Here is a 17,737-nt window from a genome sequence, read left to right on the forward strand (position 1 = left end):
GTTATACTCGCGCCCCTCTTTACTCCCCGCCCGTTCCGGAGCCCGCATGACCCAGGATCAACTCAAACAGGCAGTGGCCCAGGCCGCCGTCGATTTAATCCTTCCTAAACTCGACGACAAAAGCGTCGTCGGTGTCGGCACCGGCTCCACCGCCAACTGCTTTATCGATGCACTGGCCCTGCACAAGGGTGCGTTTGACGGCGCCGTGGCCAGTTCCGAAGCCACCGCTGCACGCCTTAAAGGCCATGGCATTCCGGTGTACGAGCTCAATACCGTGAGCGACCTGGAGTTCTACATCGACGGCGCCGACGAAAGCGACGAGCACCTGAACCTGATCAAGGGCGGCGGCGCAGCCCTGACCCGCGAGAAGATCGTCGCGGCCGTGGCCAAGACCTTTATCTGCATCGCCGACGCCAGCAAGCTGGTGCCGGTACTCGGCGCGTTCCCGCTGCCGGTTGAAGTGATCCCGATGGCCCGCAGCCACGTAGCCCGCGAGCTGGTAAAACTGGGCGGCGACCCGGTGTACCGCGAAGGCGTGTTGACCGACAACGGCAACATCATCCTCGACGTGTTCAACATGCAGATCACCAACCCGGTGGAACTCGAAACCCAGATCAACGCCATCGTCGGTGTGGTCACCAACGGCCTGTTCGCCGCGCGCCCGGCTGACGTGTTGCTGCTGGGCACCCCGGAAGGCGTGAAAACCCTTAAGGCCTGACAGATAGGGGCTGGCTGGCCGGCGACGCAAGCACCTCGGTCTTTCAGTTGCACCGGGTCGTTGCCATCGCCGGCAAGCCGGCGCCTACAGTGGTTCGTCAGCGGGCTTTTTGAACACGTAGAACAGGTTCGGCTCACTGACCAGGTACAAGGTGCCATCGTCGCCCATGGCAATCCCTTCGGCCTGAGGCACGCGTTTTTTCAGGCCCTGGCGCCCGTTCAGCAGTGACATGCTGCTCAACGGGCGACCGTCGATATCCAGTTCCAATACCAGGAACGACTCATCCGACAGCGCCAGCAAATGACCGCTGCGCTCGTCGTATTGCAGGCTCGACAGGTCGCGCACAAACAGCCCGGCATCGCGCTTGGGGTTGTTGATCACGTGCACCGAGTAGGTTTTTTCCGGCTTGAAATGCGGAAACCCATGGACCTCGTAGATCAGCATCGGGTCGCGCTCCTTGGCGACAAACAGGCGCTTGCCCACCGAGTCATAGGCCAGGCCTTCAAAGCCCTTGTTGCCACCAATGTGCACGCCCAGGGTCATCTGCTCCGCATCAGCGGCGTCGAGAAACTGGGTATCGTCGTCCACATGCACCTTGATCAGCCGTTGCTGGCGCTCATCGCTGATGACGTAGATGTTGTCGCTGATAAATTCCACCGCCTCGGCATCGCCAAACCCCACCAACGGGATGCGCCGCAGAATCTTGCCCTCCAGGGACAGCTCGATCAGCTCGGCGTTTTTATTGGTGACGGTAAACAGGCTTTTGCGCACCGGATCGTAGGTGAGAGCCGAGACATCATCATTGAGGCCCTCGATCACCTGGCCTTCCAGGGTGACCCGGTAATCCGCCAGGCCAATCGAGCGCGCATCCGCCGGCTGGCGCCACACCTGCCAGTTGAACCAGGCGCGCTCGAACAAACGAAACTGCTGCGCAACGACCCCGACGGCAATCAAAGCGATCAGCAGCAGGATGAAAAACATGGGTTTGGGGCGGGCAAGTCGGCGCATCGGGCGAGCTCAAAGTCAAAAGTGGCGAATGAATATCACGACTGTCTGAATTTAAACTTAAACGCGCCCTGATGTCTGGCGAATGCCGCTCCTGGAGAAATATCCGACGTAATCGGTCTTTTATTTCTGCTTCTCGAAACGATAGAACAGGTTAGGTTCGCTGACCATGTACAGGTTGCCGCTCTCGTCCATGGTCACGCCTTCGGCGCGGGGGATGGTGTCCTTGAGGCCATTGAAGCCGCCGAGCAAGGTCATGAAGCTAACCTGCTCGCCTTTTTCATCCAGCTCCAGCAACAAGTGGGAGTCGGCCGACAGCACCAGCAAATGCCCGGTGCGTGGGTCGACGGCCAGGGCGGAGAGGTTGCGCATGTCCAGTTCGGTGCTGGCGAGTTTGACCTTGTCGCCGACAAGGGTCTGGCTGCCATCGCTCTTCCAGGTAAACAGCGCGGGTGGGCGCTCTTCGCCCAACACCAGCTGCTGGTTGCGCTTGTCCCAGGTGATGGCTTCAAAGGCTTTGTTCTGGTCTTTGGACGGGCCCAAGTCGTAACTCGGGAAGTCGGCCTTGTTCAACGCGGTGGTGCCCGCGTCGACCTTGACGAGGGTCAGGCTATGTTGGCGCTCGTCGACCACGGCCATCAGGCCGTTCTCCATCACCGTCAGGCCTTCCGGGTTGTTCCAGCCGTTGAGCGGCATCTTGCGCAGCACATCGCCTTGCAGGGTCAGCTCGACGAGGAAGGGGTTTTTGCCCATGACCGAGAACAGGGTTTTGGTCTGCGGGTTGTAAGAGAGGTCCGAGGCTTCGTCCTTCTCCATGCCGGGCAGAAGTTTGGCATCGATGACGGCGTGATAGTCAGGGAGCCACACACTCTCCTGACGTTCGGCCGGGGATTCAAAACGCTCCACTACCCACAACACACCGCGATCGTCCCAGTGCATTGCCCAGGCAACGCCATACACAATGGCCCCGGCCAGAAACAGCCAGGAGTACCAGCGCAGGGCAAAACGGGAACGCGGCTTGGAGGTGATGTCAGGCAGGGGCACGGCCATGGGGCGCTTTTTCCGGAAAGTCAGCGTTAGGTGATAGCACAGGATCAACGGGCCCGCGCGCTGGAGGCAGAAGATTATCCGGATGGCGTGTGAAAAAAATGCAAAAGCTCAGGGTTCGCGCTGATCGGCTGATCGTTCCCACGCTCTGCGTGGGAATGCCGCCCTGGACGCTCTGCGTCTGCTCTTGAGGTCGTGACGCGGAGCGTCACAGGATGCATTCCCACGCAGAGCGTAGGAACGATCAGCGCGTCAGGGTTTAGCGAACGCTGCTTTCGAAGCGGTTCACGCCCGACAGCTCCAATACCAGCTCATCACCCACATTTAGCGGACCCACGCCGGCCGGGGTGCCGGTGAGGATGACGTCGCCCGCCTGCAGCGAGAAGCAGCCGGCCATGTGCTGGATCATCGGGATAATCGGGTTGAGCATCTGCGAACTGTTGCCGTCCTGGCGCACTTCGCCGTTGATGGTCAGGCGGATGCCGATGTCGGTCACGTCCGGGAACGTGCTGCCGACCAAGAACGGCGCGATCACCGCCGCACCGTCGAAGGACTTGGCGATTTCCCACGGCAAGCCCTTGGCCTTCAGCTCGGCCTGTTTGTCGCGTAGGGTCAGGTCCAGGGCCGGGGCGAAGCCGGAGATGGCATCCAGCACTTCTTCACGGCTGGGCTTGGTCGACAGCGGTTTGCCGATCAACACCGCGATTTCCGCTTCGTAATGTACCGACCCGCGCTCGGTGGGGATGCTGAAACCGCCGTCCAGCGGCACCACGCAACTGCCCGGCTTGATAAACAGCAACGGTTCGGTCGGCACCGGGTTGTCCAATTCCTTGGCATGTTCGGCGTAGTTGCGCCCGATACACACCACTTTGCCCAACGGGAAGTGGATGTTGGTGCCGTCGACATACTTGTGCTGGTAGCTCATGGAACGACTCCTTCAGGGGCGGTTAAACAGCGAAGATCTTGCCAGGGTTCATGATCCCGTTCGGATCGAACACCGCTTTCACTGCTTTCATGTATTCGATTTCAACTGGCGAGCGACTGTAAGTCAGGTAATCGCGCTTGGTCATGCCCACGCCGTGTTCGGCGGAGATCGAGCCGTTGTACTTCTCGACGGTCTCGAACACCCACTTGTTCACAGTGGCGCACTTGGCGAAGAACTCGTCCTTGCTCAGGTTTTCCGGCTTGAGGATGTTCAGGTGCAGGTTGCCGTCGCCGATGTGGCCGAACCAGACAATTTCGAAGTCGGGGTAGTGTTCGCCGACGATCGCGTCAACTTCCTTCAAGAACGCTGGCACTTTGGAGACAGTGACCGAGATGTCGTTCTTGTAAGGCGTCCAGTGGGAAATGGTCTCGGAGATGTACTCGCGCAGTTTCCACAGGTTGTGCAGCTGGGTTTCGCTCTGGCTCATCACGCCGTCCAGCACCCAGCCCTGCTCGACGCAGTGCTCGAAGGTTTCCAGCGCGTGGTTGGCGACTTCTTCGGTGGTGGCTTCGAATTCCAGCAGTGCGTAGAACGGGCACTCGGTTTCGAATGGGGCCGGTACATCGCCACGGCCGAGGACTTTGGCCAGGGCCTTGTCGGAGAAAAACTCGAAAGCAGTGAGATCAAGCTTGCTCTGAAAGGCGTGCAGCACCGGCATGATCGAGTCGAAATCGGTGGTACCAAGAACCATCGCGGTGAGGTTTTTCGGTGCACGGTCCAGGCGCATGGTGGCTTCGACCACAAAGCCCAGAGTGCCTTCAGCGCCGATAAACAGCTGGCGCATGTCGTAGCCGGTGGCGTTCTTGATCAGGTCACGGTTCAGCTCGAGGACGTCGCCCTTGCCGGTGACGACCTTCATGCCCGCAACCCAATTACGCGTCATACCGTAGCGAATAACCTTGATCCCGCCGGCATTGGTGCCGATATTGCCGCCAATCTGGCTCGAACCGGACGAGGCGAAATCTACCGGGTAGTACAGGCCGTTTTCTTCTGCCACGTTCTGCAATTGCTTGGTGACCACGCCTGGCTGGCACTTGGCGGTGCGGTCGGTGAGGTTCACGTCGAGGATCTGGTTCATATAGTCGAACGAGACGACGACCTCGCCATTCGCCGCAACCGCAGCTGCCGACAGGCCGGTGCGACCACCCGACGGCACCAGCGCCACCTTGCGTTCATTGGCCCAACGGACAATGGCCTGCACCTGCTCGGTGGTCTTGGGGAACACGATGGCAGTCGGCGCGGGGGCGAAGTGCTTGGTCCAATCCTTGCCGTAAGCCTCCAGGGAGTCGGCGTCGGTCAGCACTTTGCCGGGCTCAACCAGGGTCTTTAGCTCATCAATCAGGGCAGGATGGGTCATCGACAGAACTCTCGAACAATTCATGGTCATCCTGAGAACGCTTCACGTCGCAGGAATGAGTGTTTAGCGGGGCGCGTATGCTAGCATACCGCCCCCGCAGGACAGAGCCCAAGGGCGTTCTGCGGTGACGGCTTTCCTGCCGTCCGGGTCAGCTCTGTGCCCTGATTCACCAATACGTTTCTGTTTGACGAGTAGCTGTTGTCGTCAGGCAAGGCGCCGCGACGACTCATAGCTGGCTATGGGGAGGAGCGGCAACGCAGCATGACGGCAACAGACGCCGTCAAACAGGAACAGTATTGGTGAATCAGGGCACGTCCGGCGATCCGACTCCCTGCCATTTTTCTCCGGGATACAGGTTTACGCAGATGAGCAAGACTTCTCTCGATAAGAGCAAGATCAAGTTCCTTCTTCTGGAAGGCGTCCACCCATCGGCCGTCGAAGTCCTGAAGGCCGCCGGGTACACCAGCATTGAGTACATCACCAGTTCTCTGCCGGAAGCCCAGCTCAAGGAAAAGATCGCCGATGCGCACTTTATCGGCATTCGCTCCCGCACTCAGCTGACCGAAGAGGTCTTCGATCACGCCAAGAAGCTTGTCGCTGTAGGTTGTTTCTGCATCGGCACCAACCAGGTCGACCTCAACGCAGCGCGCGAGCGCGGCATCGCGGTGTTCAACGCACCGTACTCCAATACCCGTTCCGTTGCGGAACTGGTACTGGCCGAGGCCATCCTGCTGCTGCGCGGCATCCCTGAGAAGAACGCTTCCTGCCACCGTGGTGGCTGGATCAAAAGCGCGGCCAACTCCTTCGAAATCCGCGGCAAGAAGCTGGGTATCGTCGGTTACGGTTCGATCGGCACCCAACTGTCGGTACTGGCAGAAGGCTTAGGGATGCAGGTGTTCTTCTACGACACCCTGACCAAGCTGCCACTGGGCAACGCCACTCAGGTGTCGAGCCTGGCCGAGCTGCTGGGCATGTCCGACATCGTCACCCTGCACGTTCCGGAAACCGCTGAGACCCAGTGGATGATCGGCGAGAAGGAAATCCGCGCCATCAAGAAAGGCGGAATCCTGATCAACGCTGCGCGCGGCACCGTGGTCGAGCTGGACGCCCTGGCCGACGCGATCAAGGACAAGCACCTGATCGGCGCCGCCATCGACGTGTTCCCGGTGGAGCCGCGCTCCAACGACGACATCTTCGAAAGCCCGCTGCGTGGCCTGGACAACGTGATCCTGACCCCGCACATCGGTGGCTCCACCGCTGAAGCCCAAGCCAACATTGGCCTGGAAGTCTCGGAGAAGCTGGTCAAATACAGCGACAACGGCACCTCGGTATCGTCGGTCAACTTCCCTGAAGTGGCCCTGCCGGCTCACCCTGGCAAGCACCGTCTGCTGCACATCCACCAGAACATCCCTGGCGTGATGATGGAGATCAACAAGGTCTTCGCGGAAAACGGCATCAACATCTCCGGTCAGTTCCTGCAGACCAACGAGAAGGTCGGCTACGTGGTAATCGACGTCGACGCCGAGTACTCGGACCTGGCGCAAGAGAAGCTGCAGCACATTAACGGGACCATCCGAAGCCGCGTGCTTTTCTAAGGCAGTGGTGATGGTCAGCTACAAGCGGCAAGTTCAAGCGGTAAGCTAAAAGCTCATAACTTGCCGCTTGCAGCAATAAAAAAACGGGAGCCCCGCAAGGGACTCCCGTTTTTTTATTTCACATTAACCGTGATCACTTTCGAGGCTACAGTCGGGTTGAACTGCATGTGCAGTTTGTCGCCGGCCACTATTTGCAAGGTGTGTTTGCCAGGTGTGAGGGTCAGCTCGGTTTCGGTCTGGGCCTTGCCGTAGTGAATCACGGTGTCGGTGGCCGGGATCGGCACGCTGGCGTCCGGCAGGGCTTTCTGGTCGACCAGCAAGTGGTGGTGGCCAGTACCTGGGGCCTGCTCGGTGGCCGGGGCCAGTTTCAGGCCTTCCATACCGAATTTGACGGTGAAGGTCTTATCAACGGTGGCGCCGTCTTTTGGCGAGACGATAAATACCTTGGCGCCTTCAGGCGGAGCACTGCGCGGGATGCCATCAGCGGCAGTAGCCAACATCGAAGCACCCAGCAACAGGCTGGCAAGCACTGTATTTGAGAGTCTTGCGCGTGACAAAAGGGCTTTCATTCGCTTCTCCATTTTTCTATGAAATAGGTAGGGTTATGACAACTTCGCGACAAATTGCTGTCCAAGGCACTCAACACCATAGCAAAGCGATGCTGAACCGCGCCTCGCACATTCGAAACCTCTAGGAGTGACCATGCGCTTTTCGCCTGGCCTGTTAATTTTGCTGCCCCTCATGAGCCCCTTGGCTCACGCCGAACTGGTCGATGATGTGTTTGATCGCGGCGAACTGCGTATCGCGCTTGAAGCCAACACCCCGCCGTTCAACTTCAAGGAAGGCGACAAACTCACCGGCTTCGAAGTGGAACTGGGCGAGCAACTGGCCAAGGAAATGGACGTACGCCCCTCGTTTATCACTACCGATGACGCCGATCTATTGCCCGGCGTTGAAACCGGCAAATACGACGTGGCCATCAACCATATTGCTATGACTGCCGAGCTGCAGGATCGTTTCGATTTCAGTGAGGCTTATCGGGAGAAGCCGGAGTTGGCGATTCCGTTTCAGAAGGGCAACCCGGCGTTCAAGGCGAGTTTGGACAAGGCGCTGCAACGCGTGAAGGCCGATGGCCGCTTGAAGGAACTGACGAAGAAGTGGCTGGAGCCGGAACCCAAACAAGGAGCCGACTTGCCGGCTCCTACAGGTGCTTCAGCGCCTGTGCCGCCTCAGGCAACTCCAGCTCACTGAACACCTGCACCCCATGGCGTTTGAGCAGCGCCGCCGTCACGCCTTCGCCGCTCACTTTCACACCGGTGAAAGTGCCGTCGTAGGTCAGCAGGTTACCGCAGGACGGGCTGTTGGCCTTGAGCACAGCGATGCGGATGTGGTGGCGCTGCACCAGCGCCAACGCCTGGCGGGCGCCGTCAAGGAAGGCGGCGCTGAAGTCTTCGCCCTCGGCCGTCAGCACCTGGGCGCGGCCCTCCCACACATCGACGCCCTGCCCGCCCGGAATCTCGGCGGAGGGCCTGGGTGTCGGCAAACCACCCGCGACTTCCGGGCAGATCGCAACCACGCGACCTTCGGCCTGCCACGCCGCCAGTTGGTCGAACGGCCCGCTGGCCCCGCCGTCGTAGCGCACCTTGTGCCCAAGCAGACAACGGCTGATCAGAATCTTTTCCATGCTTAAAACGGCTCGTTACCCCGACGGCGAAACCAGCCGGTCAGGGACAGGCGTTCGCGCGTAGCGGGCAGGACTTCATGGGGCACTTCCCCCGACAGGAACACCACCAGGCTTCCACCGGTGGGTACCACATCGTATTCGACGCCGCCCTTGAGGTACATGCGCAACTGGCCACCATGCTCAGGCAGCCAGGCGTCGTTCAAGTAGAGCACCGCCGAAACCATGCGTCGGTCGTCGTCACGAAAACGGTCCAGATGCTTGAGGTAGAACGCCCCCGGCGGGTACATCGCGAAATGGCTTTCGAAATCTTCCAGGCCCAGGAACAGGCTGCGGTTCATCGCCAGGCGCACGCCGTCCATCAACGCCATGTAGTTGCCACAGACAGCGGCATCGCCCTCTTCCAGCCACTGTATATGATCACCGCGAATGCCTTCGCGAATCTCCTGGGCCGGCCCGCGCCCCACCGCCGCCGGGGCCAATTCACCTTCGGCCGCACGTTTACGGCACTCAGCTGCCAGTTCCAGGGTCAGAGCCTGGGGCAGGAAGCCGTTTTGCTGCGACCAGCCTTTTTCGGCCAGGTCGTCGACAATGCGTTGCAGCAAGGGGTGATCGAGGGGTATTTGCATGGCGCGCATAGTATCCATACGCCTGTGAATCCGACAGAGCCGCCGAGCGTCTGAATACACTTTAGTCAGGTGACTGATAGGACTTCTCGACAAATCCTACGCCCGACACGGACAATAGTGGCCGACTGACAGGAGTCCATATGCGTCGTTTGTTTTTTTCCTTGCTGATGTTCTGCGTTTTGCCTGCTTGGGCAGACAGCCATGACCAGTTGTATAAGGTCGCCGGCTGGGCCGAACAACGTGCGCATTTCAATGACGCCCTCAGTGCCGCTCAGCAGCGCTACCGCAATAGCCTGCCGCCAGCGGTGTACCAGGCGTTGGTGGACAACAGCAGTAAGCGTTTTGCCGCCCAGGCTATGGACCAGCGCGCCGAAGCCCAATTGCGTAAAAACCTGGCGGACCCCGCGCCTGCGCTGGCGTTTTTCCAGTCACCGCTGGGTCGCAAGATTGTCGCCGCCGAATTGCTGGCCACCCGCCGCGACCAGTTGGCGAAAAACGCCCAGGGCCTGCCGAAAATTGAAGCAGACGCCACCCGCAGCCTGATCATCGGCCACCTGGCCCAGGCGTTGCCCGCCCGTGAGGCCGGTGCCGAAGTCAGCCTGGCGATTGCCGGTGTGGCGGCCGACAGCTTGAGCCAGATGATTCCCGGCCTGCTGGGTGGAGGTCAGGCCCAGGGCATGTTGAATGGCCAGCGGGAACGGTTGATGCAACAGATCGGCAATGACCTGAACAACACGCTGCTGTACGTTTATCGGGATTTGTCCGACCCGGAACTGGAAGAGTTCGCCACGTTTGCGGAGTCGCCGGAGGGTAAGGCGTATTACCAGGCGGCGTTGGCGGCCATTCGTGCAGGGCTTGCAGTGGGCCAGAGCACCTCAAGCCTGACACCGTAAAAAAATGTGGGAGGGGGCTTGCTCCCGATGGCGGCAGTTCAGTCGATGCATACGTTGACTGACCCACCGCCATCGGGAGCAGCCCCCTCCCACATTTGGACTGCGTTATTTCAGGTGGTCGGTGAGGTACTTGAAGTACTGCTCGCGTATCTCGGGAATCTCATTCGCCAGATGGTGCCTGCCACGCTGCAACATCAACACCTCGGGCTGATCAAACTTGTCGCGCAGCACCTGCAAGTTGTGCTGCCAATCCACCGTCATGTCTTCCTCACCCTGCACAATCACCGGCCGCCTGGTGCTGCGCGGCGCGGCTTCGATGCGTTTGATCCAGCGTGCCAGCGCCCCTACCCAGGCAGTAGGCAGTTGACGCGGTTGTAGCGGATCAGCTTCCAGGAACGGCTTGAATTGAGGGTCGTTGGTGTTCTCGCTGAACCGCCGGGCGATGCCTTTGACGAACGGCCGCAGCAGGTAATAACTCAGTTGCGACCAGCCCCACGCACGCGGCCGTACCAGGGGCGAGAGCAAAAATGTCTTGCCCTGTGCAGGGCTGTCGGCGCCATGGTTGAGCAAGTGGTCCACCACCACCGCGCCGCCGGTGCTTTGCCCGAACAGGTGCCAGGGCTGCGGCAGTTGCAGCGCTTTAGCCTGGACGAACAGGGCCTGCACCACGTCCTGATACACCGCGAAATCATCGATGCTCGCGCGCGCGCCACTGGACAAGCCATGGCCCGGCAGGTCACAAGCGATCACCACAAACCCCTGGTCGAGCGCCCAATCCACCACGCTGCGGTAAAGCCCCATATGGTCGTAGAAACCGTGGAACATAAACATCGTCGCCACCGGCACGGGCGGCCACCACACTTGCGCGACCACCTCAAAACCATCCACCTCGAAGTGCCCCAGGCGGCTCACAGCCGGCACCTTGCGTGATGCAAGGTCTAACCCATAGAACCGCTGATACACCCGCGCCTCGGCGCTGAGTGGTTGCGCATCCACCAGGGGCCGCAAGCTTTCGCGCAGATGATCAGGGTCAAAGGTAACGGGCATAAAGGGTTCCAGACTTGCGGCGAAGATGAATATCGAGCTGCGATATTCATCTGTCCGGACAAGCATGGCAAGCTACGCGACCTGCGAGGATACATCTGAATGCGACGACCCTACCGTTCCGCCTTGTTCGCCAGCCTGATCCTGCTCATCTGCGCCGGCGTGCTGTGGGCGGCGTATGACTGGTTCCAGGGGCGCTACCTGCGCGCCTTTAGCGAACACACGGCCGTATTCTCCGGCGACGCCCTGCGCCTGCCCGCCGAACTGACCGGCCCCGGTCCGATTCGCCTGGTGCACTTCTGGGACCCGGCCTGCCCGTGCAATGTCGGCAACCAGCAACACTTGGGCGAATTGATCGAGCAGTACGCGCCCGAAGGCGTCGAATTCTATGCCCTGCAAAAAGCCGGCAGCCACGGCCAACTGCCGAACAATCTGCGCAACATGAAAATTCTCGCCACCCTGCCCGGCGCCGATCAAGTGCCGGCCAGCCCGGCCGTGGGTATTTGGGATCGCACCGGCAAGCTCGCGTATTTCGGGCCGTACAGTGAGGGGCTGACGTGCAACGCCGGCAACAGCTTTATCGAGCCCATCCTGAAAGCCCTTCAAGAGGGGCGCGAAGTGAATGCCACTCACACCCTGGCGGTGGGCTGCTATTGTTCGTGGCCCAAAGGTTTGTAGTTAGTTACCCCTCTCTTGGTAAGGAAAGTTGATGAAGCGCGTCTTGCGGGTTCTCGCGGTTCTGGTGGTGCTGATCGCCCTGGGCGCCGGCTGGTACGTGTACAGCAAGCAACCGACCCGCCAGGGCACGGTGACGCTGGCCAACCTGCAAGGCTCGGTCACCGTGCGCTACGACGACCGTGGCGTGCCGCACATTCGCGCCGAGAACGAGACCGACCTGTACCGCGCCCTGGGCTATGTGCATGCCCAGGACCGGCTGTTCCAGATGGAGATCATGCGGCGCCTGGCCCGTGGCGAGTTGGCCGAAGTGCTGGGGCCGAAGGTACTGGAGACCGACAAGCTGTTTCGCAGCCTGCGCATTCGCGACCGCGCCGCCACCTATGCCGCACAACTCGACCATGAGTCCGCGCACTGGAAGGCCCTGCAAGCCTATCTGGACGGCATCAACCAGTATCAGGACAACCACGCCAGCCCCATGGAGTTCGACGTGCTGGGCATCCCCAAGCGGCCGTTTACCGCCGAGGACACCATCAGCGTCGCCGGGTACATGGCCTACAGCTTTGCCGCCGCGTTTCGTACCGAGCCCCTGCTGACTTACGTACGCGACCAGTTGGGCAGCGATTACCTGAAAGTCTTCGACCTCGACTGGCAACCCAAGGGCGCGCTCAACCTCGCTGCCAGCGACTGGCAAACTCTCGGCGTCATCGCCTCCCTGAGCGAGCAGGCCCTGGCCGAAAACGGCTTGCCGCAGTTCGAAGGGAGCAACGCCTGGGCCATCAGCGGCAACCGCACCCAAAGCGGCAAGCCGTTGCTGGCGGGTGACCCGCATATTCGTTTCTCGGTGCCGTCGGTATGGTACGAGGCGCAACTCTCGGCGCCGGGTTTTGAGCTGTACGGCTATCACAACGCGCTGGTGCCGACGGCGTTCCTGGGGCACAACCTGGATTTCGGCTGGAGCCTGACCATGTTCCAGAACGACGACCTCGACCTGATCGCCGAGAAGGTCAACCCGGACAACGCCAACCAAGTCTGGTACCACGGCCAGTGGGTCGACATGACCCACAGCGAGCAGCACATTGCGGTCAAGGGCCAGCCGCCGGTCACCCTCACCCTGCGCCAGTCGCCACACGGTCCGATCATCAATGACGTGCTCGGCGAGAATGCCGGCAAGACGCCGATTGCCATGTGGTGGGCGTTCCTCGACACCCAGAACCCGATCCTCGAAGGCTTCTACCAGCTCAACCGCGCCGACACCCTGGCCAAGGCCCGCGCCGCAGCCGCCAAGGTCTCGGCGCCGGGTCTGAACATCGTGTGGGCGAATGCCAAGGGCGATATCGGTTGGTGGGCGGCGGCGCAGTTGCCGATCCGCCCCGTCGGCACCCACCCCGGCTTTATCCTCGATGGCAGCACCGACCAGGCGGACAAGCTGGGCTTCTACCCTTTCAGCGCCAACCCCCAGGAAGAGAACCCGGCGCGCGGCTATGTGGTGTCCGCCAACGCCCAGCCGGTATCACCCACCGGCCTGGAGATTCCCGGTTATTACAACCTGGCCGACCGTGGCCAGCAGTTGAACGCTCAGTTGAGCGACAAGAGCGTGAAGTGGAATGTGACCAACAGCCAGGCCTTGCAACTGGGCACCACCACCACTTTCGGCCCGCGCCTGCTGGCGCCGTTGTTGCCGGTGCTGCGTGAGGTGGTCAAAGACCCGGCGCAGTTGAAGCTGGTGGAACAACTGGCCAGTTGGAAAGGCGACTACCCGCTCGATTCCACCAGCGCCACGCTGTTCAACCAGTTCCTGTTCAACCTCGCCGATGCGGCTTTCCACCCGAAACTCGGCGACGGCATGTTCAAGACCCTGCTCAGCACCCGCGTAGTCGACGCCGCCTTGCCACGCCTGGCCGCGTCGCCGGACTCGCCTTGGTGGGACGGCAAGCGTGCCGACACCGTCAAGCTCGCCTGGGACAATAGCCTGGCGCACCTCAAGGCCACGTTCGGTGATGACCCAAGCCAGTGGCAATGGGGCAAGGCGCACACCCTGACCCACGGCCATCCGTTGGGTTCGCAGAAACCGTTGGACCTGATCGTCAATGTCGGCCCGTTCCCGGCGCCCGGCACCCACGAAGTGCCGAACAACCAGTCAGCGAATATCGGCCCAGCGCCATGGCCGGTGACCTACGGCCCGTCGACCCGCCGCCTGATCGACTTCGCCGACGTGCCCCACGCCCTGACCATCAACCCGGTCGGCCAAAGCGGTGTGCCGTTCGACAAGCACTATGGGGATCAAGCCGAGACGTATATCGAGGGCGGCTATGAACAGGCGCACTTCAGCGATGAGGAAGTGACGGCCAATACGCGCGGTACGCTCAAGCTGCTGCCGGCACGCTGATGATCGTTCCCACGCTCTGCGTGGGAATGCCGCCTGGGACGCTCCGCGTCCCGAAGGAGGGTGACGCAGAGCGTCACGGGATGCATTCCCACGCGGAGCGTAGGAACGATCAAAACAGTTGATCTGCGGTGTGTTCCGCTTAGACCGGTGCCGCAAAGTTGAGCCTGAACTGTTGCGGCGTCACCCCCAGCCGACGGTTGAACACACTGCGCATGTGCTGGGCATCGCGAAAGCCGCATTGATAGGCCACGGTCTTCAGCGGTGCGTGGCTGCTCTCGAGCATCACCCGCGCTGCGTCCACCCGCGCCTGCTCGACAAACTCCGCCGGGGTGGTTCGCGCTTCACGGGCGAACACACGGGAGAAGTTGCGCGCGCTCATATTGGCCGCCTTGGCCAGGTCGGCGATGGTCAGGTCTCCCGTCAGGTTCGCCAGCACGTACAACTGCACCAGCGCCACGGCCGACGTCGTTTCGGCATGGGGCGTAAGAAACGGGCTGAACTGCGACTGCCCGCCCGAGCGCTGGGTGAACACCACCAAGCGCTTGGCCACGCTCAGCGCCACTTCCGGGCCGTGGTCCTGGGCCAGCAGGTACAGCGACAGGTCGATGCCCGCCGTGACCCCGGCCGAGGTGTAGAGGTTGCCGTCCTGCACGTAAAGGCGGTCGGCTTCGACCTGGGTCGAGGGGAATAGACGCGCCAGGTCAGCCGCATCGCCCCAATGAGTGGTGACGGTTTTTCCCTCAAGCAGCCCGGCGCGCGCCAGCATGAAGGCGCCGTTGCAGATCGAACCAAACCGTTGCGCCCTGGCGGCGGCACCGCGCAGCCACTCATCAAACTGCGGGCCGAAATCTTCGAAGGGCAACTGCGGGCCGCCCGCTACCAGCAGCAAGTCATAGCCGTGCAGGGCTTCGCTGTAATGCCGGTGGGCCTGCAGCGACAGGCCGTTGGAGCAGGCCATGGTGCCGCGGCCCAAGCCGATGACTTCCAGTTGGTAGTGGTCTTGCGGCGCCAGGAACCGGTTGGCCTCGCAGAACACATCCATGGGGCCGGTCACATCCAGCGACTGGACACCGGGGAAGATCAGGACGGCGACGGTTTTGCCCATGCTGCAGGCACCTCGGCTGTGTGGGGTCACCCAATTGTGTAGGAGCCGGCTTGCCGGCGATAGCGCCAATACGGCCGCCATCGCCGGCGAGCCGGCCTACAGGGCGGGGTGGCACGATGTGGCGGCACATTGGCCGGGATCGCACCCCCGCCGCGATAGCCCCTTCGCGGGCGCGCGACCAGACTGGACTCCTCAGCGCCACTGCGGCGCTTTCTCGAGGATAACGACCATGAGCACCACCATCGCGGGCATCAAGATCCCGGACAGCGCCCTGGCCAAGGCCACCACCGAGTACATCCGCGACGTCCAATCCGACCTGCTTTACCACCACTCCCGCCGGGTATTTCTGTTCGGCGCACTGAGCGGCGAGCGCAAGCAGCTGGCCTACAATCCGGAGCTGCTGTACGTCGGCGCGATGTTCCATGACCTGGGTTTGGTGGAAGGCCATCGCAGCAAGGACGAGCGTTTCGAAGTGGACGGCGCCAACGCAGCGGCAGACTTCCTCAAGCCTTACGGGCTGAGCGATGACGATATTGAACAGGTGTGGCTGTCGATCGCCTTGCACACCACGCCAGGCGTGCCGCAACACCTGCGCCCGACCGTAGCGCTGGTGACCGCCGGTGTGGAAATGGACGTGCTGGGCTTGGACTATGCCGCGTTTACCAGCGTGCAGCGCGACGCGGTGGTGCATGCGCATCCACGGGGTGAAGGGTTCAAGGAGTGCATCATCTGCGCGTTTGCCGACGGCTTGCGCCATCGCCCGCAGACCACGTTTGGCAACGTGAAGACGGATGTGCTGGTGGATCAGGAGCCGGGGTTCAAGCCGATGAACTTTGTCGAGGTGATTCGCAGGTCGCCTTGGGCCGACTGACAGGAACGTTCCCACGCGAGCGTGGGAATGCAGCCCTGGACGCGCAGCGTCCGCTCTTGAAGGCGTGACGCGGAGCGTCACAGGAGGCATTCCCACGCGGAGCGTGGGAACGATCATTACCTGATCAGACCGGTGCAGGCGCCCGACGCTTGTCCGGCTGTTTCCAACCATCCGCCGCCGCTTCTTCGATCGCTTGCTGGATGGCTTTCTTGCGGTGCTCTTCAGCACGGCGGCTGAAGAACCACACCAGGAAGGTCACCAGCGACACCGCCAGCAGAATCAGGCTGGCCACGGCGTTGATCTCCGGCTTGACCCCAAGGCGCACGGCCGAGAACACTTCCATCGGCAGCGTCGTAGAGCCCGGCCCCGACACAAAGCTGGCCAGTACCAGGTCATCCAGCGACAGCGCGAACGACATCATGCCGCCCGCCGCCAGCGACGGCGCGATCATCGGGATAGTGATCAGAAAGAACACCTTCCACGGCCGCGCGCCCAAATCCATGGCCGCTTCTTCAATCGACAGGTCCAGCTCACGCAAGCGCGCCGACACCACCACCGCCACATACGCCGCACAGAACGTGGTGTGAGCGATCCAGATCGTGACGATGCCACGCTCTTGCGGCCAGCCGATCATCTGCGCCATCGCCACGAACAGCAGCAACAGCGACAGACCGGTGATCACTTCCGGCATCACCAGCGGCGCCGTCACCAGGCCGCCGAACAGCGTGCGGCCCTTGAAATTGCTGATGCGCGTCAACACGAATGCCGCCAGGGTACCCAGCGCCACCGCCGCCACCGCCGTGTAGCAGGCGATTTCCAGGGAGCGCGCCACCGAGCCCATCAACTGGGTGTTGTCGAGCAAGCCGACGTACCACTTGATCGACCAACCGCCCCACACCGTCACCAGTTTGGATTCGTTGAACGAGTAGATCACCAGGATCAGCATCGGCAGGTAGATGAACAACAACCCCACCACCAGCATGAAGCTTGAGAAACTGAAGCGCTTCATATCTTGCCCTCCATCTCTTTGGCTTGGCTGCGGTTGAACAGAATGATTGGCACGATCAGGATCGCCAGCATTACCACCGCAAGGGCAGAGGCCACCGGCCAGTCACGGTTGTTGAAGAATTCTTGCCACAACACTTTACCGATCATCAGGGTTTCCGGGCCGCCGAGCAGTTCCGGGATCACGAACTCGCCCACCACCGGGATAAACACCAGCATGCAGCCGGCGATGATGCCGTTCTTGGACAGCGGCACAGTGATTTTCCAGAAGCTGTTGAAGGTGCTCGAACCCAGGTCCGAGGCGGCTTCCAGCAGGCTCTGGTCGTGCTTCACCAGGTTGGCGTACAGCGGCAGGATCATGAACGGCAGGTACGAATAGACCACGCCGATATACACCGCAATGTTGGTGTTGAGGATCTGCAGAGGCTCGTTGATCAGCCCGATGGACATCAAGAAACCGTTGAGCAAACCGTTGTTGCTGAGGATGCCCATCCACGCATACACGCGGATCAGGATCGCGGTCCAGGTCGGCATCATGATCAGCAGCACCAGCACGGTCTGCATCTCTTTGCGCGCGCTGGCAATCGCGTAGGCCATCGGGTAGCCGATCAACAGGCACAGCAGCGTGCTGAAAAAAGCCACCTTCAGCGAGCCCAGGTACGCGGCGATATACAACTCGTCGTCGCCGAGCATCGCGTAGTTAGCCAGGTTCAGCACCAATTGCAGCTTCTGCTCAAC

18 protein-coding genes are annotated in these 17,737 nt (G+C 61.3%); 7 read left to right on the plus strand and 11 right to left on the minus strand.

The genetic code is table 11. The features are described from left to right. Positions 1–46 precede the first annotated feature (46 nt). A complete protein-coding gene (rpiA, locus tag ACR52_RS22905; protein ID WP_048729769.1) occupies positions 47–718 on the plus strand; it encodes a ribose-5-phosphate isomerase RpiA in 672 nt (223 codons plus the stop codon). Positions 719–802: 84 nt separating this feature from the next. Here the strand turns inward: rpiA and ACR52_RS22910 are convergent, their stop codons facing one another. From ACR52_RS22910 to ACR52_RS22925, 4 genes are all read right to left on the minus strand, one after another. Beyond that, a complete protein-coding gene (locus ACR52_RS22910; RefSeq protein ID WP_048729770.1) occupies positions 803–1,726 on the minus strand; it encodes an SdiA-regulated domain-containing protein in 924 nt (307 codons plus the stop codon). A 120-nt stretch (positions 1,727–1,846) separates the two neighbouring features. Then, the gene (locus ACR52_RS22915) at positions 1,847–2,773 is read right to left on the minus strand and encodes an SdiA-regulated domain-containing protein (protein ID WP_048729772.1); all 927 of its coding nucleotides are present in this window, start codon (positions 2,771–2,773) and stop codon (positions 1,847–1,849) included. Between the two features lie 256 nt (positions 2,774–3,029). Further along, complete coding sequence (locus tag ACR52_RS22920) at positions 3,030–3,695, minus strand: fumarylacetoacetate hydrolase family protein (RefSeq protein ID WP_048729773.1); 666 nt, start codon at positions 3,693–3,695, stop codon at positions 3,030–3,032. 22 nt (positions 3,696–3,717) lie between these two features. After that, positions 3,718–5,112: an FAD-binding oxidoreductase gene (locus tag ACR52_RS22925; RefSeq protein ID WP_048729775.1), complete on the minus strand. Its 1,395-nt coding sequence runs from the start codon at positions 5,110–5,112 to the stop codon at positions 3,718–3,720. A gap of 365 nt (positions 5,113–5,477) precedes the next feature. Between ACR52_RS22925 and serA the strand changes: the two genes are divergently transcribed. After that, positions 5,478–6,707: a phosphoglycerate dehydrogenase gene (serA, locus tag ACR52_RS22930; RefSeq protein ID WP_048729776.1), complete on the plus strand. Its 1,230-nt coding sequence runs from the start codon at positions 5,478–5,480 to the stop codon at positions 6,705–6,707. Between the two features lie 113 nt (positions 6,708–6,820). Here the strand turns inward: serA and ACR52_RS22935 are convergent, their stop codons facing one another. Then, the gene (locus ACR52_RS22935) at positions 6,821–7,276 is read right to left on the minus strand and encodes a DUF4399 domain-containing protein (RefSeq protein ID WP_048729779.1); all 456 of its coding nucleotides are present in this window, start codon (positions 7,274–7,276) and stop codon (positions 6,821–6,823) included. 133 nt (positions 7,277–7,409) lie between these two features. Here ACR52_RS22935 and ACR52_RS22940 point away from each other — a divergent pair, with 133 nt between their 5' ends. Beyond that, on the plus strand, positions 7,410–7,958 hold the full coding sequence (locus tag ACR52_RS22940) for a transporter substrate-binding domain-containing protein (protein WP_048729781.1): 549 nt from the start codon (positions 7,410–7,412) through the stop codon (positions 7,956–7,958). Here ACR52_RS22940 and ACR52_RS22945 read toward each other — a convergent pair. After that, positions 7,909–8,391: a DUF523 domain-containing protein gene (locus ACR52_RS22945; RefSeq protein WP_048729783.1), complete on the minus strand. Its 483-nt coding sequence runs from the start codon at positions 8,389–8,391 to the stop codon at positions 7,909–7,911. The two genes, ACR52_RS22940 and ACR52_RS22945, sit on opposite strands and share 50 nt — an antisense overlap. Positions 8,392–8,393: 2 nt before the next feature. After that, entirely contained in the window at positions 8,394–9,026 is a 633-nt protein-coding gene (locus ACR52_RS22950; protein WP_048729785.1) for a 2OG-Fe(II) oxygenase, read from the minus strand. 131 nt (positions 9,027–9,157) lie between these two features. Between ACR52_RS22950 and ACR52_RS22955 the strand changes: the two genes are divergently transcribed. Then, a complete protein-coding gene (locus tag ACR52_RS22955; protein WP_048729787.1) occupies positions 9,158–9,910 on the plus strand; it encodes a DUF2059 domain-containing protein in 753 nt (250 codons plus the stop codon). Between the two features lie 105 nt (positions 9,911–10,015). Here the strand turns inward: ACR52_RS22955 and ACR52_RS22960 are convergent, their stop codons facing one another. Next, positions 10,016–10,957 carry a phospholipase BipL gene (locus tag ACR52_RS22960; protein ID WP_048729789.1) on the minus strand — a complete coding sequence of 314 codons (942 nt, stop codon included), beginning with the start codon at positions 10,955–10,957 and terminating at the stop codon, positions 10,016–10,018. A 99-nt stretch (positions 10,958–11,056) separates the two neighbouring features. On the opposite strand from ACR52_RS22960, the gene ACR52_RS22965 reads away from it, so the two are divergent. After that, positions 11,057–11,632, plus strand: coding sequence for a DUF6436 domain-containing protein (locus tag ACR52_RS22965; RefSeq protein WP_048729792.1), 576 nt, complete (start codon positions 11,057–11,059; stop codon positions 11,630–11,632). A gap of 31 nt (positions 11,633–11,663) precedes the next feature. Further along, positions 11,664–14,018: a penicillin acylase family protein gene (locus ACR52_RS22970; protein WP_048729795.1), complete on the plus strand. Its 2,355-nt coding sequence runs from the start codon at positions 11,664–11,666 to the stop codon at positions 14,016–14,018. 139 nt (positions 14,019–14,157) lie between these two features. On the opposite strand, the gene ACR52_RS22975 is transcribed toward ACR52_RS22970, so the two are convergent. Next, entirely contained in the window at positions 14,158–15,123 is a 966-nt protein-coding gene (locus ACR52_RS22975; RefSeq protein WP_048729797.1) for a GlxA family transcriptional regulator, read from the minus strand. 229 nt (positions 15,124–15,352) lie between these two features. Between ACR52_RS22975 and ACR52_RS22980 the strand changes: the two genes are divergently transcribed. Beyond that, a complete protein-coding gene (locus tag ACR52_RS22980) occupies positions 15,353–15,994 on the plus strand; it encodes an HD domain-containing protein (RefSeq protein WP_048729800.1) in 642 nt (213 codons plus the stop codon). Positions 15,995–16,118: 124 nt separating this feature from the next. Here the strand turns inward: ACR52_RS22980 and ACR52_RS22985 are convergent, their stop codons facing one another. Together ACR52_RS22985 and ACR52_RS22990 are read right to left on the minus strand one after the other, a co-directional pair. Further along, positions 16,119–17,003: an ABC transporter permease subunit gene (locus tag ACR52_RS22985; RefSeq protein WP_048729803.1), complete on the minus strand. Its 885-nt coding sequence runs from the start codon at positions 17,001–17,003 to the stop codon at positions 16,119–16,121. Next, a partial coding sequence (locus tag ACR52_RS22990) for an ABC transporter permease subunit (protein ID WP_048729805.1) occupies positions 17,000–17,737 on the minus strand: 738 nt, incomplete at its 5' end. The genes ACR52_RS22990 and ACR52_RS22985, both read right to left, overlap by 4 nt.

The organism is Pseudomonas fildesensis (assembly GCF_001050345.1).
In the GTDB taxonomy this organism is placed as follows: domain Bacteria; phylum Pseudomonadota; class Gammaproteobacteria; order Pseudomonadales; family Pseudomonadaceae; genus Aquipseudomonas; species Aquipseudomonas fildesensis.

Coding starts and splice junctions, on each gene's coding strand:
- ACR52_RS22955 (WP_048729787.1), top strand. CDS start 9,158: ATGCGTCGTTTGTTTTTTTCCTTGCTGATGTTCTGCGTTTTGCCTGCT.
- ACR52_RS22945 (WP_048729783.1), bottom strand. CDS start 8,391: ATGGAAAAGATTCTGATCAGCCGTTGTCTGCTTGGGCACAAGGTGCGC.
- ACR52_RS22965 (WP_048729792.1), top strand. CDS start 11,057: ATGCGACGACCCTACCGTTCCGCCTTGTTCGCCAGCCTGATCCTGCTC.
- ACR52_RS22985 (WP_048729803.1), bottom strand. CDS start 17,003: ATGAAGCGCTTCAGTTTCTCAAGCTTCATGCTGGTGGTGGGGTTGTTG.
- serA (WP_048729776.1), top strand. CDS start 5,478: ATGAGCAAGACTTCTCTCGATAAGAGCAAGATCAAGTTCCTTCTTCTG.
- ACR52_RS22915 (WP_048729772.1), bottom strand. CDS start 2,773: ATGGCCGTGCCCCTGCCTGACATCACCTCCAAGCCGCGTTCCCGTTTT.
- ACR52_RS22980 (WP_048729800.1), top strand. CDS start 15,353: ATGAGCACCACCATCGCGGGCATCAAGATCCCGGACAGCGCCCTGGCC.
- ACR52_RS22950 (WP_048729785.1), bottom strand. CDS start 9,026: ATGCGCGCCATGCAAATACCCCTCGATCACCCCTTGCTGCAACGCATT.
- ACR52_RS22960 (WP_048729789.1), bottom strand. CDS start 10,957: ATGCCCGTTACCTTTGACCCTGATCATCTGCGCGAAAGCTTGCGGCCC.
- ACR52_RS22975 (WP_048729797.1), bottom strand. CDS start 15,123: ATGGGCAAAACCGTCGCCGTCCTGATCTTCCCCGGTGTCCAGTCGCTG.
- ACR52_RS22920 (WP_048729773.1), bottom strand. CDS start 3,695: ATGAGCTACCAGCACAAGTATGTCGACGGCACCAACATCCACTTCCCG.
- rpiA (WP_048729769.1), top strand. CDS start 47: ATGACCCAGGATCAACTCAAACAGGCAGTGGCCCAGGCCGCCGTCGAT.
- ACR52_RS22970 (WP_048729795.1), top strand. CDS start 11,664: ATGAAGCGCGTCTTGCGGGTTCTCGCGGTTCTGGTGGTGCTGATCGCC.
- ACR52_RS22910 (WP_048729770.1), bottom strand. CDS start 1,726: ATGCGCCGACTTGCCCGCCCCAAACCCATGTTTTTCATCCTGCTGCTG.
- ACR52_RS22935 (WP_048729779.1), bottom strand. CDS start 7,276: ATGAAAGCCCTTTTGTCACGCGCAAGACTCTCAAATACAGTGCTTGCC.
- ACR52_RS22940 (WP_048729781.1), top strand. CDS start 7,410: ATGCGCTTTTCGCCTGGCCTGTTAATTTTGCTGCCCCTCATGAGCCCC.
- ACR52_RS22925 (WP_048729775.1), bottom strand. CDS start 5,112: ATGACCCATCCTGCCCTGATTGATGAGCTAAAGACCCTGGTTGAGCCC.